Source organism: Asticcacaulis sp. AC460 (assembly GCF_000495795.1).
In the GTDB taxonomy this organism is placed as follows: domain Bacteria; phylum Pseudomonadota; class Alphaproteobacteria; order Caulobacterales; family Caulobacteraceae; genus Asticcacaulis.
In genome coordinates this window covers 121,296-143,754 of the sequence record NZ_AWGD01000037.1, presented here as the reverse complement: position 1 = coordinate 143,754, position 22,459 = coordinate 121,296, and the positions used below count along the sequence as shown (strand labels likewise).

General features: G+C 63.9%; 22 protein-coding genes. 6 read left to right on the top strand and 16 right to left on the bottom strand.

The features are described 5' to 3' along the window. Positions 1-48: 48 nt before the first annotated feature. The 8 genes from ABAC460_RS44620 to ABAC460_RS44585 all read right to left on the bottom strand — a co-directional run bounded on the left by ABAC460_RS44620 (position 49) and on the right by ABAC460_RS44585 (position 7,001). Complete coding sequence (locus ABAC460_RS44620) at positions 49-993, bottom strand: Gfo/Idh/MocA family oxidoreductase (protein ID WP_023455360.1); 945 nt, start codon at positions 991-993, stop codon at positions 49-51. A gap of 4 nt (positions 994-997) precedes the next feature. Further along, entirely contained in the window at positions 998-1,840 is an 843-nt protein-coding gene (locus ABAC460_RS44615; RefSeq protein ID WP_023455359.1) for a class III extradiol dioxygenase subunit beta, read from the bottom strand. Next, positions 1,840-2,232 carry a protocatechuate 4,5-dioxygenase subunit alpha gene (ligA, locus tag ABAC460_RS44610; RefSeq protein ID WP_023455358.1) on the bottom strand — a complete coding sequence of 131 codons (393 nt, stop codon included), beginning with the start codon at positions 2,230-2,232 and terminating at the stop codon, positions 1,840-1,842. The genes ABAC460_RS44615 and ligA overlap by 1 nt, the downstream gene beginning before the upstream one ends. After that, positions 2,229-3,134, bottom strand: a complete 906-nt coding sequence (locus ABAC460_RS44605) for an amidohydrolase family protein (protein WP_023455357.1) — start codon at positions 3,132-3,134, stop codon at positions 2,229-2,231. Before ABAC460_RS44605 ends, ligA begins: the two co-directional genes overlap by 4 nt. A 222-nt stretch (positions 3,135-3,356) precedes the next feature. Next, positions 3,357-4,394 carry an amidohydrolase family protein gene (locus tag ABAC460_RS44600; RefSeq protein WP_023455356.1) on the bottom strand — a complete coding sequence of 346 codons (1,038 nt, stop codon included), beginning with the start codon at positions 4,392-4,394 and terminating at the stop codon, positions 3,357-3,359. Next, complete coding sequence (locus ABAC460_RS44595) at positions 4,391-5,251, bottom strand: NAD(P)-dependent oxidoreductase (RefSeq protein WP_023455355.1); 861 nt, start codon at positions 5,249-5,251, stop codon at positions 4,391-4,393. Before ABAC460_RS44595 ends, ABAC460_RS44600 begins: the two co-directional genes overlap by 4 nt. Then, positions 5,248-6,315 (bottom strand): 4-oxalomesaconate tautomerase, encoded by a 1,068-nt coding sequence (locus tag ABAC460_RS44590; protein ID WP_023455354.1) that lies wholly within the window; start codon positions 6,313-6,315, stop codon positions 5,248-5,250. Before ABAC460_RS44590 ends, ABAC460_RS44595 begins: the two co-directional genes overlap by 4 nt. After that, on the bottom strand, positions 6,312-7,001 hold the full coding sequence (locus ABAC460_RS44585) for a 4-carboxy-4-hydroxy-2-oxoadipate aldolase/oxaloacetate decarboxylase (RefSeq protein WP_023455353.1): 690 nt from the start codon (positions 6,999-7,001) through the stop codon (positions 6,312-6,314). The genes ABAC460_RS44590 and ABAC460_RS44585 overlap by 4 nt, the downstream gene beginning before the upstream one ends. A gap of 105 nt (positions 7,002-7,106) precedes the next feature. Between ABAC460_RS44585 and ABAC460_RS44580 the strand changes: the two genes are divergently transcribed. Next, complete coding sequence (locus tag ABAC460_RS44580) at positions 7,107-8,285, top strand: LysR substrate-binding domain-containing protein (RefSeq protein ID WP_023455352.1); 1,179 nt, start codon at positions 7,107-7,109, stop codon at positions 8,283-8,285. 2 nt (positions 8,286-8,287) lie between these two features. Here ABAC460_RS44580 and ABAC460_RS44575 read toward each other — a convergent pair whose 3' ends face one another. The 4 genes from ABAC460_RS44575 to ABAC460_RS49240 are packed head-to-tail and all read right to left on the bottom strand — an operon-like array spanning position 8,288 to position 13,208. Further along, positions 8,288-8,614, bottom strand: a complete 327-nt coding sequence (locus tag ABAC460_RS44575; protein ID WP_023455351.1) for a hypothetical protein — start codon at positions 8,612-8,614, stop codon at positions 8,288-8,290. Positions 8,615-8,663: 49 nt separating this feature from the next. Continuing rightward, complete coding sequence (locus tag ABAC460_RS44570) at positions 8,664-10,043, bottom strand: glycoside hydrolase family 88/105 protein (RefSeq protein ID WP_023455350.1); 1,380 nt, start codon at positions 10,041-10,043, stop codon at positions 8,664-8,666. A gap of 8 nt (positions 10,044-10,051) precedes the next feature. Then, the gene (locus ABAC460_RS44565; RefSeq protein WP_023455349.1) at positions 10,052-11,035 is read right to left on the bottom strand and encodes a beta-propeller domain-containing protein; all 984 of its coding nucleotides are present in this window, start codon (positions 11,033-11,035) and stop codon (positions 10,052-10,054) included. A gap of 1 nt (position 11,036) precedes the next feature. Continuing rightward, positions 11,037-13,208 carry a glycoside hydrolase family 88 protein gene (locus ABAC460_RS49240; RefSeq protein ID WP_023455348.1) on the bottom strand — a complete coding sequence of 724 codons (2,172 nt, stop codon included), beginning with the start codon at positions 13,206-13,208 and terminating at the stop codon, positions 11,037-11,039. 468 nt (positions 13,209-13,676) lie between these two features. On the opposite strand from ABAC460_RS49240, the gene ABAC460_RS44555 reads away from it, so the two are divergent. After that, complete coding sequence (locus tag ABAC460_RS44555; RefSeq protein WP_023455347.1) at positions 13,677-16,058, top strand: glycoside hydrolase family 2 TIM barrel-domain containing protein; 2,382 nt, start codon at positions 13,677-13,679, stop codon at positions 16,056-16,058. 320 nt (positions 16,059-16,378) lie between these two features. After that, on the top strand, positions 16,379-18,394 hold the full coding sequence (locus ABAC460_RS44550) for a sensor domain-containing protein (RefSeq protein ID WP_023455346.1): 2,016 nt from the start codon (positions 16,379-16,381) through the stop codon (positions 18,392-18,394). 156 nt (positions 18,395-18,550) lie between these two features. Here ABAC460_RS44550 and ABAC460_RS44545 read toward each other — a convergent pair whose 3' ends face one another. Then, entirely contained in the window at positions 18,551-19,117 is a 567-nt protein-coding gene (locus ABAC460_RS44545) for a UPF0149 family protein (protein WP_162150346.1), read from the bottom strand. Between the two features lie 210 nt (positions 19,118-19,327). On the opposite strand from ABAC460_RS44545, the gene ABAC460_RS50550 reads away from it, so the two are divergent. The 3 genes from ABAC460_RS50550 (at position 19,328) to ABAC460_RS44530 (ending at position 21,023) form a co-directional block, all read left to right on the top strand. Then, the gene (locus tag ABAC460_RS50550; protein ID WP_023455344.1) at positions 19,328-20,176 is read left to right on the top strand and encodes a hypothetical protein; all 849 of its coding nucleotides are present in this window, start codon (positions 19,328-19,330) and stop codon (positions 20,174-20,176) included. Between the two features lie 85 nt (positions 20,177-20,261). Beyond that, positions 20,262-20,762 carry a DUF6438 domain-containing protein gene (locus ABAC460_RS44535; protein ID WP_023455343.1) on the top strand — a complete coding sequence of 167 codons (501 nt, stop codon included), beginning with the start codon at positions 20,262-20,264 and terminating at the stop codon, positions 20,760-20,762. Positions 20,763-20,843: 81 nt separating this feature from the next. Continuing rightward, positions 20,844-21,023 (top strand): hypothetical protein, encoded by a 180-nt coding sequence (locus tag ABAC460_RS44530; RefSeq protein ID WP_023455342.1) that lies wholly within the window; start codon positions 20,844-20,846, stop codon positions 21,021-21,023. Here the strand turns inward: ABAC460_RS44530 and ABAC460_RS44525 are convergent. The 3 genes from ABAC460_RS44525 to ABAC460_RS44515 all read right to left on the bottom strand — a co-directional run bounded on the left by ABAC460_RS44525 (position 21,004) and on the right by ABAC460_RS44515 (position 22,441). Continuing rightward, positions 21,004-21,546: an OmpA family protein gene (locus ABAC460_RS44525; RefSeq protein WP_023455341.1), complete on the bottom strand. Its 543-nt coding sequence runs from the start codon at positions 21,544-21,546 to the stop codon at positions 21,004-21,006. The genes ABAC460_RS44530 and ABAC460_RS44525 overlap by 20 nt on opposite strands. 224 nt (positions 21,547-21,770) lie before the next feature. Then, positions 21,771-22,169, bottom strand: a complete 399-nt coding sequence (locus tag ABAC460_RS44520) for a type II toxin-antitoxin system VapC family toxin (RefSeq protein WP_023455340.1) — start codon at positions 22,167-22,169, stop codon at positions 21,771-21,773. Next, positions 22,166-22,441 carry an AbrB/MazE/SpoVT family DNA-binding domain-containing protein gene (locus ABAC460_RS44515; RefSeq protein WP_023455339.1) on the bottom strand — a complete coding sequence of 92 codons (276 nt, stop codon included), beginning with the start codon at positions 22,439-22,441 and terminating at the stop codon, positions 22,166-22,168. Before ABAC460_RS44515 ends, ABAC460_RS44520 begins: the two co-directional genes overlap by 4 nt. Positions 22,442-22,459 lie beyond the last annotated feature (18 nt).

Sequence of the window (22,459 nt, the reverse complement as noted above, 5' to 3'; positions counted from 1 at the left end):
AAGTTTCTGGCCACTTTTGGACATGAGGCTTGTCCCGTTGTTTTGTGGTCAGGCTTGGAGCTGCTGGTCGAGGTCGTGCAGCACCTTGTAGCAGGCCAGGACCTGGGCGACGGAGCTGTTGGGTTCGCGGCCTTCGCGGATGGCGGCGACGAATTCGCGGTCCTGAAGCTCGATGCCGTTCATCGAGACATCGACCTGGCTGACGTCGATCGGCTGTTCCTTGCCGTCGACCAGATCGTCGTAGCGGGCGATATAGGTGCCGGTGTCGCCGATGTAGCGGAAGAAGGTCCCCAGCGGGCCGTCATTGTTGAACGACAGGGACAGGGTACAGATGGCGCCGTTGGCGGCCTTGAGCTGGATCGACATGTCCATGGCGATGCCCAGGTCGGGGTGATGCGGGCCTTCGACGGCGTTGGCCTTCACGACGGGCGAACCGGCCTGGTAGGCGAACAGGTCGACCGTGTGGGCGGCGTGGTGCCACAGCAGGTGGTCGGTCCAAGACCGCGGCTGGCCCAAGGCGTTCATATTGGTGCGGCGGAAGAAGTAGGTCTGGACGTCCATCTGCTGGAGCTTCAGTTCGCCGGATTCGATGCGCTTATGGACCCACTGGTGCGACGGGTTGAAGCGGCGGGTGTGGCCGACCATGCAGATCAGGCCGGTGGCTTGTTGGGTGTCGAGCACGTCCTGGGCGTCCTGCCATGTGTCGGCCAAGGGGATTTCGACCTGGACATGCTTGCCGGCCTTCATGCAGGCAATGGCCTGGGCGGCGTGCATCTGGGTGGGGGTGCACAGGATGACGGCGTCGACTTCGGACAGGGCCAGGGCGTCTTCCAGCTCGGTGAAGACGTGGGGGATGCCGTACTTGTCGGCGACCTCCTGAGTCGGTTCGCGCCGGCGGCCGACCAGGGCAACGACTTCCACGCCGTCAATTTTCTTCAATCCATCCAGATGCTTGATGCCGAAGGCGCCGGCGCCGGCCAGAGCGATTTTCATGATGTCACTTCCCGTTTTTCAGAATAATGTGGCCAATGGCCGTGTTGGAGGCCGGCACGTGGTAATGCCGGTGCAGTTCGGTGACCTGGTCGTCCAGCGCCCCGCGCATGATCAGCCACATGACCAGTTCGATGCCTTCGGAACCGGCTTCGCGGATGTAGTCTTCGGGCGGAATGGCGATGAGGCGTTCAGGGTTATCGACGATGTCGCTGAGGAAGGCCTGGTCCCAGGGTTGGTTGATCAGGCCGGCGCGCGGCCCCTGAAGCTGGTGCGACATGCCGCCCGTGCCCCAGATCTGGACGTTCAGGTCCTCATCGAAACTGTCGATGGCCTTGCGGATGGCCTTGCCCAGGTTGTAGCAGCGGCGGCCGGAGGGCACCGGGTATTGCACGACGTTGACGGCGAAGGGGATGACCTTGCATGGCCAGGCTTCGGGCTGGCCGAACATCAGCGACAGCGGCACGGTCAGGCCGTGGTCGACCGCCATGTTGTTCACCAGGGTCAGGTCGAAATCCTGCTGGATGACGCTGGCGGCGATGTGCCAGGCCAGGTCGGCATGGCCTTCGACGTGAGGGACCGGGCGCGGTCCGAAGCCTTCGTCGGCGACGGCATAGTCCTCGGCGACGCCGATGGCAAAGGTCGGGATGAAGTCGAGCGAAAAGGCTGTGGCGTGGTCGTTATAGACCAGGAAAACGACATCGGGCTTTTCGGACTCTTCCCATTTTTTGGAAAACTCGAAGCCGTCGAACATGGGTTTCCAATAGTCGTTCCGGGTCTGGCCGGTATCGATGGCGCGGCCCACGGCCGGCACGTGCGAGGTGGCGACGCCTGCGGTGATGCGGGCCATTACTCCTTCTCCCATTCGTGCTTGTAGCGGTTGCCGTCGGGGCTGCGGCCGCCGGCCAGCATCATCTTCAGGTATTCTTCCTCGCTGACGCCGGTCATGGTCGAGGCGGCGTACTGGAAGCTCAGGCCGTCGCTGGCGAAGATCTTGGCGAGGAAGTAGATGTTGCCGCCCAAGGACAGCATGCGGTTATAGTCGCGGTCGATGACGGCCTGCTTCTGGTCCTCGGTCATCTTCCAGTCGTCGAGATAGGCGCGGTTGTCGGCCTTGAAGCGCTCGCGGTTCTCCGGCTTCATCAGCGACATGCAGAACTGGTTGAGATGGTAGCCCTTGCGCGACATGCGTTCGTCGAAGACGGTCGTGCCGGGGACATCGTCATAGGGTCTCTTAGTCACGTGATTTCCTCCGGCCAGTAGAGCCGCATGGGATTGGTGACTAAGAGCTTCTTCTGGAGGCTTTCCGTGGTGGCGATGCGCGGGATGAAGTCGACCAGGTGGCCGTCGTCGGGCATGTGCGACTTCATGTTGGGGTGCGGCCAGTCGGTGCCCCAGATGACCCGGCCCGGGAAGGCTTCGACGATGCGTTTGGCGAAGGGCACGACGTCATCATAGGGCGGGCCAGCCTTGCTCAGGCGTTCCGGGCAGGTCGTCTTGCACCAGAAGTTGTCGTATTCCAGCAGTTTGACGAACAGATCGAAGTCGGGGCCGAAAGCGTCCTTGGAGACGTCCGGCCGGCCCATATGGTCGACCACCACGGTCGTCGGCAGGTCGGTGAAGAATTTGAAGTATTCCTTCAGGTCGTCGGCTTCGAAATAGATGACGATGTGCCAGCCCAGTTTGGCGATGCGTTCGGCGATTTCGGTCAGGCTGTCGAATGGCAGGGCGTCGACCAGGCGTTTGACGAAGTTGAAACGGACACCGCGGACGCCGCCTTCATGGAGGGCGTGGAGCTCTTCGTCGGCGATAGAGCGTTTGACCGTGGCGACGCCGCGCGCCTTGCCGTCGGAGCGGGCAATGGCGTCGATCAGGGCGCGGTTGTCGGCGCCATGGCAGGTGGCCTGGACGATGACGTTGCGGGCAAAACCGAGGTGGTCGCGCAGGGCAAACAGTTGTTCCCACGAGGCGTCGCAAGGGGTGTATTTGCGTTCAGGCGCGAAGGGGAACAGATGGCCCGGGCCGAAGACGTGGCAGTGGGCGTCGACCGCTCCGGCCGGGAGTTGGAACTTTGGTTTCGACGGGTTAGCGCACCAGTCGAGCCAGTCGGCGTCCTTGGTGAAGGTGGGGGTCGCGCTATCCATGGAAGTCCCTTTTCCCGAGGGATCGATCTTTCTTATCCTCCCTCGCTTGCGGGGGAGGTGCTGAGCGAGCGAGCTTGAAAAGCGAAGCGCGTCGAAGCGGAGGGGGAGCCGGAAGCTCGGAGCTCGTAACGCCCCCTCCGTCTCGACTTGCTACGCCTTCGGCTTCGCTCGCTCGCCACCTCCCCCGCAAGCGGGGGAGGATAAGATTGCCTAGACCAACCATCACAGCCCCCTCGCCTTCAGAGCCGCATCCAACCGTGGATAGACCCGGCGGGCATTGCCTTCGAAGACCTGGTATTTGGCTTCCGGCGAGATGGTCAGCGCGTCGACATAACGTTTGGTGTCGTCGAAATAGAAGCCGGTCTCCGGATCGATGCCGCGCACCGCCCCGACCATCTCCGAGCCGAACAGGATGTTCTTCGTGTCGATCACCTGGAACAGCAGGTCGATGCCCGGCTGGTGGTAGACGCAGGTGTCGAAATAGACGTTCTTCATGACGTGGTCGCGCAGGGCCGGCTTTTTCAGCATGTCGGCCAGGCCGCGATAGCGCCCCCAGTGGTAGGGCACCGCGCCGCCGCCATGCGGAATGATCAGGCGCAGTTCCGGAAAATCCTTGAACAGGTCGCCTTCGATGAACTGCATGAAAGCCGTGGTGTCGGCATTTATGTAGTAGGCCCCGGTGGCATGAAACGCCGGATTGCACGAGCCCGAGACGTGGACCATGGCCGGCACGTCCAGCTCGATCATCTTCTCGAAGAACGGATACCAGTATTTGTCGTACAGCGGCGGGGCGCTGAAATGGCCGCCCGACGGATCGGGGTTCAGGTTGCAGCCGACAAAGCCCATATCGACGCAGCGTTCCAGCTCGGCGATCGAACCGGCCAGCGACACGCCGGGTGATTGGGGGAGTTGGCAGACGCCGATGAAGGTCTCCGGAAACAGGTCGACCACGCGCTTGATGATGTTGTTGCTCTCGACCGTCCACCGCTTGGACACGGCTTCGTCGCCGATATGCGGCCCCATGACCGAGGCGCGCGGCGAAAAGATCGTCATGTCGGCGCCGCGTTCTTTCAGCAGCTTGAGCTGGTTTTTTTCAATGGTTTCGCGGATCTCATCGTCGGAGACCACGACGCCTTCGGGTGCCGGCTTCAGCGGATCCTTGAAATGCGCCACCTGGGCGTCGCGGAAGTTGGTCAGCGGCGCCGGGGCGGTCGTATAGTGACCGTGACAGTCGATGATCAGGGGTTTTTCGAGGCTCATTCGGCCGCGTCCTTGTGGTTCAGGTGTTGGCGGATGCCGTCCAGCATCGCCTTCAGGTCGGTGTGTTTCAGCGCGTCGGCATGGTCGGGCGCCCAGGCCTGGCGCTCGACGGTGGCCAGGGACATCCACGGCGTCAGGCCGGCGCCGGCTACCGTCAGGGCGGCCTCTTCCATCTCCTCGGCGCGGCGCGTGCCGTGCTCCAGGGTGCGCGAGATCATGTAGCGGGCGTAGCCAGGCCAGTCGGGGTGCGGGAACAGATTGTTCAGACTTTCCAGAACCGTGTCCTCGACACCGTAGTGGCGGGCCGACAGGAGAGACTCCGAGATCAGGGCTTCCAGGCCCTTGATCATGACGCTGCGGCACAGCTTGGTGGCCGAGGCCTTGCCGGGGACATCTGAATAGAATTGCGCACCGGTAAAGCCCAGGGCCGGGATGACGGCGGCGAAGTCCTGCGCCCACGGCCCGCCCAGCAGCATGGGCGAGGCCAGGCGTTTCGGCTCGATCGGCGACATGACCGCCGTCTCGACATAGCGCCCGGTGGCGGAGGCAATGGTGCGCCCCGCCGCGACCTTCGCTTCCGGAGAGGCGGAATTGAGGTCCATGTACCAGGCGCCGGGCTTCAGGCCGGGCAGCACCGATTGGGCGGCAGCAAGGGTTTGCGCCGCCGTCACCGCGCTGATCACCAGATCGGCGTCTCGGCAGGCTTCGGCGGCGCTGCCACAGGCGGTGGCGCGCCCGGGCATGTCCAGTTTCGTGGCATGGGTGTCGAAGACAGTGACGGTGAGGTGGGCTGGCAGGTCGGCGGCCACGACTTTGCCGACCTCGCCGAAACCGATCAGGGCGACGGTCTGGATCATGCGACCTCCGGCCAGATCGAGGCCGGCACCAGGACCTCGCCGCGCATCAGCATGCGGGCGGTGCGCAGGAGGGCCGAGCGGGTAACCTTCAGGGTTTCGCCGGCGCCTTCGATTTCCATCTCGACGCTGAAGAAGCCGGTCGGATGCTCGATCTCGAAGGTCTTGGCGCCGGTAATGCCGTCCTTCAGTGCCAGGGCCGTGGCGACGCTGACGGCGCCCAGGACGCCGATGGCGTCGTGGACGCGATGGGGAATGAAGGTGCGGGTCGATACGTCCCCGCCGTTGCGGGCCGGCGATATCAGGGTCATTTTCGGCACCGACGCCTTGACGACATCGCCGAGATTCATCAGCGGTCCGGCCTGTAAGCGGATGGCTTCGACGCGAGCACGGACCTGAGCATTATTTTCGATCTCTTCGGGCGTCTCGGTGCCGGTCAGGCCGAAATCGGCCGCCTGCATCACCACCACCGGCATGCCGTTGTCGATCAGGGTGACCGCGACGCCGTCGATCTCGTCTATCGCGTTGCCTGTCGGCAGCAGGGCGCCGCAGGACGAGCCGGCGACATTGAGGAAGTTCAGCATGATGGGGGCATGGCTGCCCGGCACGCCGTCGATGCGGGCGGCACCTTCGTAATTGACCTGGCCGCCCGGGGTTTCGATGGTGGCGACGGCGATCGACGCCGTATTGATCATATGGATGCGGACGTTGGTGACATCGCTGGTCGCCGCGATCAGGCCGCGTTCGATAGCGAAGGGCCCGATGCCGGCCAGGATGTTACCGCAGTTCTGCTGGTCGGTGACGATGGCCTTGTCGGGGAATATCTGCAGGAAGAGGTAATCGATATCGGCGTCGGGTCGGTCGGATTTCGACACCACGGCGACCTTTGAGGTCAAGGGGTGAGCGCCGCCGACGCCGTCGATCTGACGGGCATCGGGCGAACCAAGGGCTGCCAGAAGCACCCGATCGCGCACGACGATGTCGGCCGGCAGGTCGTCTTTCAGAACATAGAGCCCCTTCGACGTGCCGCCGCGCATCAGGCAGGCCGGGATGGCGCGCTGGCTCATTTGCCGTAGTCCGCCTGGCTGACATAGGTCAAGCCCAGGTCTTTCAGCTTCTGGCGCATGTCGTAGATGTCGAGACCCAGTTCGCCATTTTCGAAGCGGACGCGGCGGGCTTCTTCGGAGGCGGCGCGGGCATCGGCCTTGGCGGCGATTTCGGATGCCTTTTCGATCGGCACGACGCAGATGCCATCGCGATCAGCGACGATGACGTCGCCGGGGCGGACCAGGGCGTCGGCGCAGACGACCGGCGTGTTGACATTGCCGAGCGTGGCGCGGACGCAACCGCGGGCATAGACGGCCTTGGACCAGACTGGGAAGCCCATCTCTTCCAGGGTGGCGGTGTCGCGCACGCCGGCATTGATGATCAGGCCCTTGACGCCGCGCGCCTTCAGCGAGGTCGCCAGCAGGTCGCCGAAATAGCCGTCTTCGCTGGGCGAGGTCGGGCTGACCACCAGGATATCGCCGGGCTGACACTGTTCGACGGCAACATGGATCATCCAGTTGTCGCCGGGCGGCAGTTCGACCGTCACCGCTGGCCCCGCGATCGCCGCCGGGAAGATGGGGCGCATGTCGGCGTTCATCAGGCCGGTTCGGCCCTGCGCTTCGTGCACCGTGGCGACGCCGTGCCGCGCAAGCGTGGCGCAGGCGGCGGGATCTGGGCGGCGGATATCGGTAACGACGACGGGCATGGCGGGCTCCTGTTCGGGACGATTTATGCGCCCGGACGCGCGATAGGCGTTAGATCGAAACGCGCGCCGTGCTATAGGTTTTGGCTATAGCTTATGTGAGACACCATGTTTCGACACCGCCGCCTGCTGGCCTTCGAGGCCGTCTGCCGTTACGGCAGCGCGCTGAAGGCCGCCGACCATATTCATATGGCCCAACCGTCGGTGACCGCGGCGGTGACGGCTTTGGAAGGCGATGTCGGGGCCGCGCTGTGCCTGCGCACGTCGAAGGGCATGACGGCGACGGCGGAAGGTTCGGTGTTTGTCGGCCGGGTGCGCCGGGCGCTGGATCACCTGAAGGACGCCGAAGGTTTGATCGCCGCGCGGCGGACGCGGGTGCCTTTGACGCGGCTGGTGACCGGCGCCCAGATGCGGGCGCTGGCAGCCGTCATCCAGGCCGGATCGTTTTCGGAAGCCGCGCGGCGGCTCGACATCTCCCAGCCCAGCGTCCACCGGTCGGTGCGCGAACTGGAGACGCTGTGCGGGATTGCGCTGATGCAGGACCAGCCGACGCCGGAAGCGCGCGAACTGGCGCGGCATTTTGCATTGTACCAGGCGGAACTGCAGATGGGGCTGGACGAAATCCGCGAGGTCCAGGGCCGGGTGGCCGGTACGGTGACGGTCGGCGCCCTGCCCCTGGCGCGGTCGGGATGGCTGCCCGACGCGGTGGCGGCGACGTTGGCGGACTATCCCGATGCCCGCATTCGCATCATCGACGGGCCGTATGAGGCGCAACTGCACGATCTGTTGCATGGCCAGATCGACTTTATCCTGGGGGCGTTGCGCGATCCGGCGCCGTCGAAGCTGATCGCGCAGAGCCACCTGTTCGATGATCCACTGACGATTGTGGTCCGGGCGGATCATCCCTTTGCGCCGGGCTTCGACAGCGACCGCGACAAGCTGACGCCAGCGCAACTGGACAGCCTGGCCTGGATCCTGCCGCGGCCGGGCACGCCGGGGCGGATCGTGTTCGAGCAGTTCATGGCTAATAAGGGCCTGAACCCGCCGCAGCGGGTGGTGGAATGCGCTTCGCTGGTGGCGGCGCGGGCGCTGTTGCTGCGGACGGATATGGCGGCGCTGCTGTCGGCGCGGCAGGTCGATTACGAAATCCGCCAGGGCCTGTTGAAGATCATGGGGCCGCCCCTGACCGGTTCGACGCGGGCCATCGGCATCACGACACGGGCGGGGTTTGCGCCGACCCGGCTGCATGCGAGCCTTTTGAAGGAACTTTCAGACAGCTTTCGATGATTTTACCGCCGACGCTCCCCTACTGTCACAGCGAGGGCGCCTACCAAAGCCACCATGGAGACGACAAACATGATGTCGCGGCCGACCAGGATGGCCATATCCGTCTGGGACACCCGGATCGTCCGGTCGACGGGACTGCGTCGGGACCTTAGGGTATAGGCATAGGTCGGTTCGGCGCCCGGCGCCTGGGCCGTCAGATCCCGCTTCACAACGTCGGGCACAACGATCAGGTTCATGATAACCATCACGGCGAACAGGATGAGGGCAACCACCCACCACCCCCTGGCGCGCGCCGGCTGACGTTCCAGAAAATCGCCCTTATCGTTCATGTCCGCCTCCCCTGAGCGGAATACCCTATCACAACCGGCGTCCTCGTGACTACGGCCTGGGGTTTTCCGGGTCGTAGGCCAGGGCACGGGTTGCCTTGACCTCATCGGCGCGGCGGGCTTTTTCGGCGTCACCGACAATGGTTGCCGGGGGTGGCGGCACCGGCGTGGTGGCTGTGATGACCTCAGGGGAATCGCGGACCGGCTCGGCTTCCGGCAGGGTCTGGACGGGACCGTGCAGGTCCATGACGTCGATACCGGCCAGGAGGTAGGCGCCGGTGACATAGGGCCCCGTGTCGTTGGGATCGGTGGGGACGGGACGGTCGCCGGTCTTCTGCGCCGCGCCGACCAGGCCGTTGGGCAGTATCTGGCGGTTGAGCGCCGCCCAGCCCTTCGTCACATGCGGCAGGTAGGTGGCGCGGTCCAGCAGGCCGTGATTGATCCCCCAGGCCAGGGCATAGACGAAGAAGGCCGAGCCCGAGGTTTCGGCTTCCGGGAAGGCTTGCGGGGCGTTCAGATCGGCGCGCCACAGGCCGTCGGCTTGCTGCAGCTCGATGATGCGGCCAGACATCTTCTGGAAGGTCGTGACGTAGAATTGGCGGTCGGGATAGTCGGCCGGCATGGATTCGAGCAGCCGCGCCAGGCCGCCCATCACCCAGCCATTGCCACGCGCCCAGTAGATCGGCTTGCCGGTCGGGCCGGTGCGTTCCTTGAAGCGTTCGTCACGCAGGAAGAGGCGGTCGTTTTCGACCCACAGGCGGGCTGCGGTACGTCGCCATTCCTTGTCCGCGGCATCCAGGTATTTCGGATCGCCGGTGATGGCCGACATCCGCGCCAGGACCGGCGGCGCCATGTACAGCGCGTCACACCACCACCAGATCAGGGCCGGGGTTTCCTCGGTACGGGCCAGGTGCGGCACCTGGAAGTCGAGGCGTTGCTGCAGCGGCATCAGGACGCCGGGCTGGCCGCGGCGGCTGTAGAGTTCGGCATAGAGGTCGCCGATGGCGATATCGTCGGCATTGAGCAGACTGCGTTGCGAGCGGGCGCCGCGGAAGGCGTAGTTGTAATGTTCAGCGGTGGCGGTGAGGAATTGCAGGGTGCGCGGATTGTCCGACACGCGCGCCCATCGCGCCGCACCGACATAGAAGGCCGCCGCCACCCAGTTGGACGAGATTTCGGTCAGGTTGCTGCCGGTCGCCATCTGGATCGGGCGGCGGCTCATATCGGCGATCTGGGCGGAGGCGACATAGTCGAGGGCGTCGCGGACGGATTGGCGCGGTGGAAGGGTGTTGGGGTCGAAGGCCAGGTTCGGACGCGGCAGCGGTGTTAGCCAGGCTTCCTCGATGCCGGCCACGGGTTTGGCCGTTTGCGCATGTGCGGCGGCACAGGACAGGGTGGCGGCCAGCGCCAGGGCGAAGACGGAAATCCTCATCTGCTCTCCTAACGCTGCAGGTCGCCATTTTCGGCCAGGCCCGGCTGATCGAGAAGCTGGATCGAAGTTGCCGGTCCCAGGTTCGGCGCCGCCCATTCGCGCAAGGCCCAGACGACCTGTTTTCGCGCCGTCACCTCAAAGACCTGGACCGTTTGCGGCCAGTCGACCGGCTTTATAGCCCCGGCCACCCAGTTGGTCACGATCGTATTGCCGTTGTCCAGGCGGGTGACCTCCTGGACGTTGCGCAGGTCGTAACCCAAGGCGGCGGCGTCTTCACGGGTGAAGTCCCAGACGACCGCGCCTGCGGGAGTGATTTCGCGGACGAAGCCCTTGTTGGAGGAGATCAGGGTGTTGCCGTTTTTCAGGCGGACGGCAGCCCAGGGTGACGCCACCTCGGTCGACCACATAAGCGTGCCGGCGGGATCGTATTCGGCGACCAGATTCCTGTCCATGTGGGCAACCAGGTAGGTGCCGGCCGCCGTCAGCCGCACCCGGCGGAGCTGGCCATGGACATTGTCGGGCTGGCCGACCGGCACGATGAAGGTCGCGACGACGGTGTTGGTCTTTTTGTCGATGGTCAGGGCCTTGGCCGGATTGCCGTTCTGGACCAGCAAGACGCGGTCAAGACCAAGCGGCTGAAGCGAGTGGATTTCGGTGTGGTCGGGGCCGAAATATTCCCAGACGATGGTCTTGTCCGGCGTAATCTCGGCCGCACCGAAGCGGGTTGTGAAGATAATGTTGCCGTTCGACAGCAGGGTGCAGTCGCCCAGCTCCTGGATGTCCGGCTTTTCATGGCGCATGACACGGAACTTGATGGCGTGGCTCCACACTTCGCGGCCGTCGCGGATCAGGTGCAGGGTTTGTTGATCGGCATTGTGCTCGTATTCGCCGCAATAGAGGAAGGAATGCTCTGACAGTCCCTTGCCGGGCAGAGGCTGGGCGTGGGCCGGCAGGGCCAGAAGAAGCGCCAGGAGGGGTAGATAAGGCTTCATATCATTGGACCATGAAATCGAGGTTTTCGGCTTTGAAATAGGCTTCCCAGGCTTCGCGGGAGGAAAAGTCCAGACCGCGATCCCAGGCCGAACCGATATAGTAGACGAAGGGCTTGCCGGGTTTGACGCGGATCAGGATCAGGTTGTTGTCCGCGTCGGCGGTGATGGCTTCGACCATGGCCGGGTCGACGCGAATGGCCGTGCCGATCGCACCATGCGCCGGATCATTGGGTTCCCAGTAAGCCAGGATGCCGTTGACCTTGTCGGCCAGCAGGATGCCTTTGCCGGCCACGGTGGCGCCCTTGCCCAGGCCGATGGCCACGATCAGGTCGCCAGGCTTGTCGGAGCTGATCGTCGACTGCATCCGCGTGAAGCTGGTGCCCAGCGGCAGGGTGAAGGTGCGGGTCTCCCACACCTTGCGGTCCGGCCCGACCGGCCACGGCGCGTAGTCGACGCGGAAGGACGCGACGTCGGCGCCGCTTTTGAGGATTTCGTAGTTCGACCAGTTGCGCGACACCCACAGCTTGTTGTCGTCCCAGATGCCGAGCCCGCCGCCACCGCGCGAGGCCTTGACGTTGTAGTAGTCGAGGCCTTCGCCCTGGTCGTTGTGATAGGCCTTGGTCTTGAGCTGGCGATCCATGAAGGGCCAGCGGACGCGTTTGGCCCAGACATCGATCCCCGAACCCGAGGGCGGCTCGATCGTTTGCAGGGCCGGGCCGTAGATGCGGTGGGCGACGCGATCGTTCTCCCACAGGATGTCATCGGCACGGTCGGGGGCGAAGCGGACCACGGCGCGCGGCTGCTTTTCGGCTTCGGTCGGCGGCACGAGGGCCAGCGGCTTTTCGCCGACCCATTTGACGGCGACGGGCGAGGCATAGGCCGGGTCATCAACCATCGGGTCGAAAGCCAGGGCCCTGACCGCCTCACGTTCGGCCTCGCGGCGGTCGAGTTCTTTCCTTTGTTCGGGAGTCGCGTCAGCCGGTATCACGGTTTTGGCCATGTCGCTGGCGTGGTAGTCGAGCGCCGGTGGCTGCGGCAAGGTAAGCGGGAGCGGTGTCGTAGGTTCGCCCAGGTTGGCGACTTCGAGCCCCGCCAGCAGAAAGCCGCCACTGGCGTACAGAGCCGTGGTTTCGCGTTTGGTCGGGACCGGCTGGTCGCCGGCGGTCTGGACCTGGCCCAGCCGGCCGTCGGGCAGCAGGTAGCGGTTCAGGCCCTCCCAGCCTTTCAGGACGTGGGGCAGGTATTGGTCGCGGTCGAGCAAGCCGTGATTGATGCCAAACGCCATGGCATAGGTGTAAAAGGCCGTGCCGGAGGTTTCGGGCTCGGGGAAGGCTTCGGTGTCGAGCAGGCTGGCGCGCCACAGGCCGTCGGGCTGTTGCAGGGTGACGATGCGGGCCGACATCTCCTGGAACAGGGCGACATAGCGCGGGCGGGTCGGGAAGTCGGCCGGCATGACCTCCAGGACGCGGGCCAGGCCAGCCAGGACCCAGCCTTCGCCGCGCGCCCAGAAGATCTTTTTGCCGTTGGGCGAGCGGCGATCGATGAAGCGTTCGTCGCGGGCATAGAGGTCGTTGTCGGGGTCGTAGAGGCGGTCATAGGTGCGCCACCACTGGACGTCCATGGCGTGGAGATATTTCGGATCGCCGGTGATGGCCGACATGCGCGCCAGGACCGGCGGCGCCATGAACAGCGAGTCGCACCACCACCAGACCAGCTTCTTCGGCTGGGGCGACAGGGTCAGGTAGGGCACGGTGTAGTCGAGGCGTGTTTTGAGCGGCAGCAGGACGCCGGGCGAGCCGGTGCGCAGATAGATGGCCTGGTACAGGTCGCCGATGGCCTGGTCATCGGCATTGATCAGGTGGACCGGCGCGCCGTCGCCCTGATGGCCGTAGTTGTAACGGCGGGCGGTCTTCAGACTGTAGTCCAGAACGTCCGGGGCGTCAGTGACCTCGGTCAACTTCATGGCGCCGACGAAGAAGGTGGCCGAGACCCAGTTGGTATTGGCGCCCCAGCGGCCGCGGGTCGGGTTGGCGTCGATTTCGCTCAGGCGCGCCACTTCGGCCGAGGCCGAGCGTTTCAGGGTGGCGAGAACCTCTTCGCGGGCCGGCAGGGTCTGGGCAGCGGTGGGCATGGCGATCAGCAGGATCATTGCCGCCAAGGACATCCATTTCATGCGCGCCTCCACCTGTGCCGGCGCTCTGCGGCGCCTGTTTTAAAGAAGGACCGCCTCCTTATCACGGGAAGGAGGCGGCCAGTTGGGAGTTCCCACGGGGAGTCGGAACCCACAGGGCAAACCCAGGACAGGTATTCACCCCGATAGCGGCGGGCCATCGTATCTATAATTGAAACTTAAGACCCATTTATGGAACTGATAACAGGACTGCACCGGTGGCGATGATACCGCAAGTCCAAAATGATAACAATGTACTATAATTGCAAAAATGTGATCAATTTTGACTGAATATGATCTTTTGTCCGACAATAATTGCCTTTTCACAAGGGCATCAACACGATCATCGGGCCATTTTCAGATTGACAGCGCAACTGTTCATTTCTAATCATCTTCAATCAGGCAGTGCTCGGGCGTGGAGACAGGGCGTTGCCATAGATGAAACAGCGATAACAAAACGAGGGCAGGACCATGTTGAGACGATTTGAAACCGCCGTTTCCGGCCTCGTCCTCGCGGCGCTGTTGAGCGCCGGCGCCGCGGTGGCCGGCGAGACGCGGTCGTTCGATGCCGGATGGCAGTTCGCCAAGGGCGATATCGAAGGCGCCGAACAGGTGGCGACGCCGTCGGCGGATTGGCAGGCCATCGACTTGCCGCATGACTGGGCGATCGCCGGGCCGTTCGACCAGACTGCGCCGGCGACCGGGTCGGGCGGATGGCTGCCGACCGGTGTCGCCTGGTACCGCAAGAGCTTTACGCTGCCCCCCGCCGACATGGGCAAGCGCGTGTTTATCGAGCTGGACGGGGTGATGGACCGCGGCGGGGTGTGGATCAACGGCATGCATGTCGGCCATCGCCCCAACGGTTATTCCAGCGTCCGTTATGAGATCACCGATCATCTGAAATGGGATGGCGACAATGTCGTGTCGGTGCGCGCCGACACCTCGGCCCAGCCGGCGTCGCGCTGGTACGCCGGCGGCGGCATCTACCGTCACGTCCGACTGATCGTCACCGGCGATATCCATGTCGAAACCGGCGGGACCTTTGTGTCGACGCCGAAGATCGAGGCGGCTTCGGCCACGGTGAAGGTCGAGAGCACCTTGCAGAACCGCTCGGCGGCCGACCGCACGGCGCACCTGGAGGTCCGGTTGACCGGGCCTGACGGCAAGCCGGCCGGGACGTTTCAGGGCGGCGATCTGGTGTTGCCGGCGGGACGGTCGGCGAAGCTGTCGGCGCAAGGCGTGTTGGCCGATCCCAAGCGCTGGGACATCGGCCAGGGTCATCTGTACCGGGCGGATATCCAGGTGGTGGCCGATACCGGCGAGGTGCTGGAAACCGATACCGCGACCTTTGGCGTGCGGCAGGTCGAGTTCCGCGCCGACAGCGGCTTCTGGATCAACGGCCGCAATGTCAAGCTGAAGGGGACCGCCATCCATGCCGACGGCGGCGCCTTTGGCATGGCCGTGCCGCTGAGTTTTTATGAGCGCCGGTTGAGGGGGTTGCAGGCCCTGGGCGTCAACGCCATCCGCACGGCGCACCATCCGTTCTCGCCGGAGTTCCTGGATTTGTGCGACCGGCTGGGGATCGTCGTCATGGACGAGGCCTTCGACATGTGGACGGTGGCCAAGAACCCGTACGACTATCACCTGTTCTTCACCGACTGGTCGTCGATCGATGCCCGCGACTTCGTCAAACGCGACCGTAACCATCCGTCGGTGGCCATCTGGTCGATCGGCAATGAAATCCACGACACCCCCTACCCCGTCGTCGCCAAGTCGATCGTCACGCGGCTGAAGACCATCTTCAATGCCGAGGATCCGACCCGGCCGGTGACCATGGCCTTGTTCCGGCCCAACACGACGGGTGATTACAAGAATGGGTTGGCCGATCTGCTGGATGTGGTCGGGCAGAACTACCGCGAGAACGAGCTGACCCAGGCGCACAAGGACAAGCCGACGCGAATGATCATCGGCACCGAGAACGGCAAGAACCGCGGCAACTGGCTGGCGGTGCGCGATTATGCGCCCTATGCCGGCATGTTTTTGTGGACCGGCGCCGATTATCTCGGTGAGGCCGATCGCGCCGGATGGCCGTTCATCTCAAATCCGTCGGGGCTGGTCGACCGCACCGATGTCGTCAAGCCGATCGGCTGGGAACGGGCGTCGTGGTGGTCCGATACACCGGTCGTGAAGATCGGCCGACGGGTGACCGAGGTCATCGACACGTCGGAGCTGCCGACCATGGTGGGGGTGGCCATGCCCCAGCCCAAGGGGCCGGGGGTTTTGAACGACTGGACGCCGGAGAATGGTGCTGCGCATGTCGAGAAGGTCGAGATCGTCGCCAATACGCCCATGGTGGAGCTGTTTCTGAACGGGAAGTCGCTGGGGAAGAAGCCGCGCAATGCCGATGATTCTGCGATCGGGTTTGATGTGCCCTATGCGCCGGGTGTCATTCGTGTGGTCGGTTATGATAGCGCCGGCAAGGTGGTGGCCCAGGATGAGTTGAAGACGGCCGGGGCGCCTGTGGGCGTGCGGTTGACGGCAGAGCAGGTGTCGCTTGCGCCGGGGTTCGATCATATCGGCTATGTCCGGGTCGAGGTGGTCGATGCGAAAGGTGTACGGGTGCCTTCGGCAGCTACGGCCTTGACCGTCAAGGTCGAGGGCGCCGGTGAGCTGGCGGCGTTCGACAATGGATCGCCGACGGATGGGACGGTGTTTTCATTGTCAACCCGCAAGGCGTGGAATGGTCGCGCTTTGGTCATGGTGCGGGCTACGGCGACCAATGGAAAGATCAAGGTGACGGTCAGCGGTGATGGCGTGAAGCCGGCGGCGGTGATGCTGGAGGCGAAGGGTTAGAGAGTAAGCGGAGGAGTGCCAAAAGCTCGGAGCTTGTCACGCCCCCTCCGTCTCGACGCGCTTCGGCCATAAGAGGCCTCGCTTTCTCGCCACCTCCCCCGCAAGCGCTGGAGGATAAGGTCGCCCGGCGGGCCGATTCGAGAATTTGCGAAATCTTGCATCAGGTTAAGTCATTGGAAATCTAAATTGTATACGGTGCAACCTGCAATAATAACCGCGCCCGGGGTCCAAAACCGGGTCATGCAGGGATGTGTAAAGTGGGGACAAGCAAGAGTAAGCTTGGCAACGCAGCGTGTGACGGCCTGGAAGGCGCGTTCGACATGCTGTTCGAACACAACCCGATCCCGATGTGGATTTTCGACGTCCACACGCTCCACTTCGTCGCCGTCAATGCCGCTGCCTGTACCCTCTATGGCTGTGACCGCGAGCAGTTCCTCACCAAATGCGTCCTCGACCTGCATCCCGTCGATCAGCGCGAAAGCGTGCGCCGCAAGATCCTCAATGCCGAGGCACCGCCCGATTGCGGCGTCCTGGTCAAGGCCTGCGGCCAGCAGATCAAGATCCTCCGGTTCAGCCGCCGGACCCTCTTTCAGGGCAAGGCCTGCGCCATCGTCTGGAACATCGACGTCACCGAACGCGAACAGGCCGCCATCGAGCTGAGGGGCACCCAGATCTTCCTCGACGCCATTGTCGAGAGCATCCCGTCCATGGTGTTCGTCAAGGACGCCCGCGACGGCCGCTTCGTCCTGCTCAACAAGGCCGGCGAGGAGCTCCTCGGCATCAGCCGGCACGACCTGATCGGCAAGACCGATTTCGATCTGTTCGATGTCGAGGACGCCCAGCGTTTCCGCCAGGCCGACCAGGCCGTGGTGGCGTCGGGCAATCTGGTCACCATCGACAACGAACCCCTGACCACGCCCAGCGGCCTGCGTGCCCTGCGGACCCAGAAGGTCGGCGTGCCCGACATCGACGGCAAGCCGCGCTACCTGCTGGGGATTTCCGAGGATGTCACCGAAAAGCGCAGGGCCGAGGAACGCAGCCGCCACCTGGCGCTGCACGACGTCCTGACCGACCTGCCGAACCGTTTTAAGTTCCAGAATATCCTCGACCGCGAGACCGAAGGACCGGCCGATTTCGTCCTGGTGCTGCTGGACCTCGATCGTTTCAAGGCGGTCAATGACAGCCTGGGCCACCATGCTGGTGACGAGTTGCTGCGCCAGGTGTCGGCGCGCATGCTGTGCCACATGGGGCCCGACGATGTGCTGGCGCGGCTGGGCGGCGACGAGTTCGGCGTCATCCACCGCAGCCCGGTGTCGCGGGAAACAGCGTCCGGACTGGCCCGCCACCTGATCGCCGCACTGAGCGAGCCGTTCGATATCGATGGCGATATCGTCTCGATCGGCTGCAGCGCTGGCCTGGCGCTCAAGTCGCAACACGGTCGCACGGTCGATGCCTTGATGAAGCGCGCCGACCTGGCGCTGTATGCCGCCAAGGCAACCGGCCGGGGCGACTATGCCTGGTTCGAGTTCGCCATGGAGGAAAAGGCCGACCGCCAGCGCATCCTGCGCGACGAGCTGTATGCGTCGCTGCAGAAGGACGAGCTGTATATCGAATACCAGCCGATTATCAGCACCCAGTCTGGCCGGATCGTCAGTTTCGAAGCCCTGCTGCGGTGGCAACATCCGGTCCGCGGTTTGATCTCACCGGCGGACTTCATTCCTGTGGCGGAGGCGTCGGGACTGATCGAACCGATCGGCCGGTGGGTGTTGCGTCAGGCCTGCCAGGAAGCCGCACGGTGGCCAGCCGATATCGGCCTGGCCGTCAACCTGTCGCCACGGCAGTTTACCGGCTTCACCCTGGCGGCCGATGTCATCCGCGCGCTGGAACAGTCGCGGCTGGCGCCCGGCCGGCTGGAGCTGGAAATCACAGAGTCGGTGATGCTGACCGACAGCCAGGACAATGTCCGCATCCTGCATCAGCTGAAGCAGTTGGGCGTCCATATCGCGCTGGATGACTTCGGCACCGGCTATTCCAGCCTGGCCTATCTGCGCTGTTTCCCGTTCGACAAGCTGAAGATCGACCGCGCCTTCATTACCGACATGACGTCGTCGCCGGAAAACCTGGCCATTGTCCGCGCCGTCATCGGGCTGGGCAAGAGCTTCGGCGCCGTCGTCACGGCTGAGGGCGTCGAAACCGAAGCGCAACTGGCCTGTCTGCGCGAAGAGGGCTGCGACCAGGCGCAGGGCTATCTGCTGGGCCGGCCCATGTCGGCGGATGCGGCCATGGAACGGATCTTGGGTATGGCGGACCAGGGCGGCAAGCGCCGTCTGGGGTAATTACGGGGCTTTGAGCGGGTGTAGACGGCCGAACCACCGGCGGGCCAAATCCCCCACCGTCTTATGAGCTGACGCTCACAATCCACGGCACGGGCCGCCCCGCTCCCCGTATAACGGGGAGGGATAAGTTTTTGATGGATTTACGTTTTTACCCGATCAGCTGGTCAGGCTGCGCTCGGGGGCGTGCTGGGCATAGTACAGCGCGACCAGGCCCTGCATCAGCACCTCAGGCGCTTCGGTCAGCAGATTGTCCGTGTCGCCATCGCTGAGGTCTTCGGCCATCTGGTCGTCGCCGGCCGCCACGCCCGCCAGGGCCATGACCACGGTCAGCGACATGGCGATCTCCGACTCTTCGTCCGCCAGGGTGGCCTGCACAAATTCGGGCCGGCCGGTAATCGCCAGGCCGAAGCCTTCCGCCCAAAGCTGCCACATCTCGTCACCTTCGTCATCGAGCCAGAAGATGGGATTGTAGACTTCGGTCCGCAATTCCTCGCCCACCGCCTTATGATGCTCGGCCATCTGGGCGGCAATCTCAGGCGTGACCTTGCCGGCGCCGCCGGCTTCGACGACGAGCTCCTGGATGGTGTCGATCCAGCTTTTTACCGGCACGTCGGGCATGACCCACTGGGCGGTGACGAAGCCGTCGAACAGCGACAGGTTCATGCCGATGGTTTCGAGGGCTTCTTCCAGCGCGTCGAGGCGAAGTTCGTTAGGGTCCTGCATGATCGCCTCCATTTCAGACGCCTCATGTTTATCCAAAAAGTGGCAGCCACTTTTTGGCGTGAGGCTTGTTGCGTCGCAGCGTTATAACGACGGCGGCGTGAATTGTCGCGGGTCAATCGGCAAAAAAAGCAGAGGCTGGATGAACCCAAATTCATTGTACAATCGCTCAGGTTGCGTGGTACGCAAAGAGCGGCTTAACGGGGGTGAGACATGCAAAAAGCTATTCTACTGGCGGGATTTGGCTTGTTGCTGGCGGCGGCGCCGGTTTGGGCCGCCGAACCGGCCTCCAATCCTGAAATGCAGCGGATCTTCGACGCCGACCAGGCGGACAGGTCCGGCGACGTCACCCAGGCCGACTGGAGCGTGATCGGCCCGCGCGACGCCCAACGGCGCGAAGCGACGCGCCGCCTTCTGGCCGAGGGCCAGTTGCATACCGGCGACGACTTCCTGCAGGCGGCCTTCGTGTTCCAGCACGGCGGCGGCGACGACTTCTTGCTGGCCCATACCCTGGCCGTGGTCGCCACGAAGAAGGGGGCGAAGGGTGGGCCGTGGATCGCCGCGGCCACCCTGGACCGCTATCTGCAGAATACCAAGCATAAGCAGATTTACGGCACGCAATCCCTGTTCGCCAACGGCACCTGGACAAAGGCGCCCTACGACCGCGACCTGATTAGCGACGCCCTGCGCCTGGAACTGGGCGTACCCGACCTGGCGGCCCAGGACGCCGAACTGGACGCGCGCAAAGCCCAGGCCGTCCCGGCTGCGGCGCCTCTGCCGGCGGTGCCGGCCGGGCAGGCCCTGTTGCGCTGCGCCAGTGGCCCCATCGAGCGGGTCTTCGTACGCGCAGCCTGGCAGATCCAGTCGTGCGACAACGGCGCCCTGGTGGTCACCAGCGGCGCCCCGCCGGCCGTTCTGTTTGTTATGGTCCAGGGCGACAAGGTTGTGGTGACACCCTCCCAGGGTGGTGGCGATCCGGCCGAGGTCAAGGTCGCCACTGCGGCGTTCGAGGCCATGACGGCGGCGCAGATCGCCGACATCGTCGCCCAGACAAAGCCTTAAAGACCGAGAATATCCCGCGGCGCGCTCAAACTCTGACACATTTGTGCGAAAGACTGAGCGCAACACCTGCCGAAGGAGATTCCCTATGAAGCTGATCGCCCCCCTCGCCGCCCTGGCCCTGCTGTCCGGATGCGCCAGCCTGCCGCAGGACACACCGCCGGCCGCCGGTGAAACCCTCAGCTATTCGGTGGGGCCGTGCTTCGGCTTCTGTCCGGTCTATAGCGCCACGGTCAGCCCGGACGGCCATGTCACCTATGTCGGCGAACGCCACACCGCCGTTCTGGGCCAGCAGGAACGCGACGGTGGTGCGGGCACCTATCGCGCCGTGGCCTCGGCTCTGGCCGCCTACCGACCGGAAACCGGGGCGACCGAACAGACGACCTGCGAGGCCCAGGCGAGCGACATGCAGAACTACCGCATCGTGTGGAAGGCTGTGGACGGCACCGAGACGGTTTTGATGCACGATCGTGGCTGCCGGTCGGCGCGCAATGAAGAACTGAACAAGGCGATGGAAAGCCTGCCGGGTAAGCTGGGCATTGCCGACTGGGCAAAGCAGACGACGCGGCCCGGCGCCGGCCGCGGATAGGTTTCAGCAAACCCTCATACCGTCCTCATGCCGCTCATGACAGCGCCGGCTAAGCTGGCGTTTTCATGACGGAGTAGAGACGTGATCGACACAGCCTTTTGTGTTCGCCTCCAGGCGGCCACCCTGCAACGGGTGATCGAGGTGCGCCAGGCAAACGGATTGTCCGCGACGGAATGGGTCTGGCTGAGGACGGATATGCTGGCCCTGGCCGACCGCGTCGACCAGGGCCAGAAAAAGCGCCTTACGACAGCACGACGATGACGACGCGGCGGTTGGCCGAGCGGCCGTCCGGCGTGTCGTTCGGGGCGACGGGTTGCTCCTTGCCGTAGGAGATGGACGCCATCCGGTTCAGCGCAACGCCCTGGCTGTTGAGGAAGCGGCGGACGCTGTCGGCGCGGGCCTGGCCCAGGCGGTAGTTGACGTCATCCGTTCCGGTGGCGTCGGTGAAGCCCTGGATTTCGAGATAGACGTTCTTGTTGTCGGCCTTCAGCCGCGTCGCCAGGTCGGTCAGTGTGGCCTGGGCCTCGCCGGACAGGACCGCTTCGCCGGTGTTGAAGCGGATCGAGTCGTCGCTGAGCACGACGGCGTAGTTGAACTTGCCTTCGGCCAGCTTGCCGGCGGCCGTGGCGCGGTTCAGCGCTTCCTGGGAGGTGACGTTGACCTCATCGATGCGGGTGTTGGCGGTGGCGAACTTTTCGTCGACATATTTATGGCTGGCGCAGGCCGTTACCGACATCAGGAGCGGAAGGGCTGCGATCAACGCGGCTGACTTAAAAAGCTTCATACAAAACCTCTGTTTTGACTGTCTCCCGCTCCCCGGAGTCCTAACCTGCGGCAATTGAACCGGCAAACAGGGGCCGAAAAAAGGCTCATAAAAGGCGGGCGGCCATAATGTCGGATTCGATCCCCGCATGAATCAGGCCGCGACAAGGCCGCTAAAGATGGAGATATCGCCGCCCCTGGCGCAGCTTCGAGACGGTCGGGGTGTCAGCCTTGGCTAGCCCCCCGTCAGGTCAGCGAAATTGTCGTCACCCCAGCCGCTTCGAGCAAGGTAACTGCCTTCCTGTCGAACGACACGAACGTTTCCCCGCCGAGCCACCTGCCGTCAAACGCAATGACGCCGTCCGCGAAATCTCCTCCGGCATCCAGCATCAAAAGCCCCGCCTCGATTGTCGGCCGGTTGGCCACGACATTTTTCATATTGAGAATACCGCGCATTGCACTCCCGATGTCGACCTTTGCAATCTTGTAGCGGCTTTGAAGCACCCAGGCGAACTCACAGAGCGTATGGACGCTTATCGCCACCAGGTCGGCGGCGTCGAGAATTTCGGCCGCTTTGGCCTGCTGAGTATTGTCATCGCCCACGATCAGGCGAACCAGGACATTTGTATCGACGGAAATTTTCACCGGCGCGACAGGCCTTTCATGCCCGCCTCGGCCGCTGCTTCGGAAATGGCGGCCTTCATGTCTTCGATTGAAAGCCGTGTTCCGTCTGTCTTGTTTTTTAGAATTCCGCTCAGGTCCTGCCAGGATCCGCTGCCTGTATCTGCCTTCAGTTCGGCGCGACCGTCGGGCAGGAGTTCCAGCCTGATCTTGCCTCCCGGCTGAATGCCGAGGTGTTTCAGGACATCTTTCCTGAACGTGACCTGGCCTCTCGCAGTGACCGATAATGTCGTCATGGCCGATCTCCCGATAAG

Coding starts and splice junctions, on each gene's coding strand:
- ABAC460_RS44620 (WP_023455360.1), bottom strand. CDS start 993: ATGAAAATCGCTCTGGCCGGCGCCGGCGCCTTCGGCATCAAGCATCTG.
- ABAC460_RS44615 (WP_023455359.1), bottom strand. CDS start 1,840: ATGGCCCGCATCACCGCAGGCGTCGCCACCTCGCACGTGCCGGCCGTG.
- ABAC460_RS44605 (WP_023455357.1), bottom strand. CDS start 3,134: ATGGATAGCGCGACCCCCACCTTCACCAAGGACGCCGACTGGCTCGAC.
- ABAC460_RS44600 (WP_023455356.1), bottom strand. CDS start 4,394: ATGAGCCTCGAAAAACCCCTGATCATCGACTGTCACGGTCACTATACG.
- ABAC460_RS44595 (WP_023455355.1), bottom strand. CDS start 5,251: ATGATCCAGACCGTCGCCCTGATCGGTTTCGGCGAGGTCGGCAAAGTC.
- ABAC460_RS44590 (WP_023455354.1), bottom strand. CDS start 6,315: ATGAGCCAGCGCGCCATCCCGGCCTGCCTGATGCGCGGCGGCACGTCG.
- ABAC460_RS44585 (WP_023455353.1), bottom strand. CDS start 7,001: ATGCCCGTCGTCGTTACCGATATCCGCCGCCCAGATCCCGCCGCCTGC.
- ABAC460_RS44580 (WP_023455352.1), top strand. CDS start 7,107: ATGTTTCGACACCGCCGCCTGCTGGCCTTCGAGGCCGTCTGCCGTTAC.
- ABAC460_RS44575 (WP_023455351.1), bottom strand. CDS start 8,614: ATGAACGATAAGGGCGATTTTCTGGAACGTCAGCCGGCGCGCGCCAGG.
- ABAC460_RS44570 (WP_023455350.1), bottom strand. CDS start 10,043: ATGAGGATTTCCGTCTTCGCCCTGGCGCTGGCCGCCACCCTGTCCTGT.
- ABAC460_RS44565 (WP_023455349.1), bottom strand. CDS start 11,035: ATGAAGCCTTATCTACCCCTCCTGGCGCTTCTTCTGGCCCTGCCGGCC.
- ABAC460_RS49240 (WP_023455348.1), bottom strand. CDS start 13,208: ATGAAATGGATGTCCTTGGCGGCAATGATCCTGCTGATCGCCATGCCC.
- ABAC460_RS44555 (WP_023455347.1), top strand. CDS start 13,677: ATGTTGAGACGATTTGAAACCGCCGTTTCCGGCCTCGTCCTCGCGGCG.
- ABAC460_RS44550 (WP_023455346.1), top strand. CDS start 16,379: ATGCTGTTCGAACACAACCCGATCCCGATGTGGATTTTCGACGTCCAC.
- ABAC460_RS44545 (WP_162150346.1), bottom strand. CDS start 19,117: ATGCAGGACCCTAACGAACTTCGCCTCGACGCGCTGGAAGAAGCCCTC.
- ABAC460_RS50550 (WP_023455344.1), top strand. CDS start 19,328: ATGCAAAAAGCTATTCTACTGGCGGGATTTGGCTTGTTGCTGGCGGCG.
- ABAC460_RS44535 (WP_023455343.1), top strand. CDS start 20,262: ATGAAGCTGATCGCCCCCCTCGCCGCCCTGGCCCTGCTGTCCGGATGC.
- ABAC460_RS44525 (WP_023455341.1), bottom strand. CDS start 21,546: ATGAAGCTTTTTAAGTCAGCCGCGTTGATCGCAGCCCTTCCGCTCCTG.
- ABAC460_RS44515 (WP_023455339.1), bottom strand. CDS start 22,441: ATGACGACATTATCGGTCACTGCGAGAGGCCAGGTCACGTTCAGGAAA.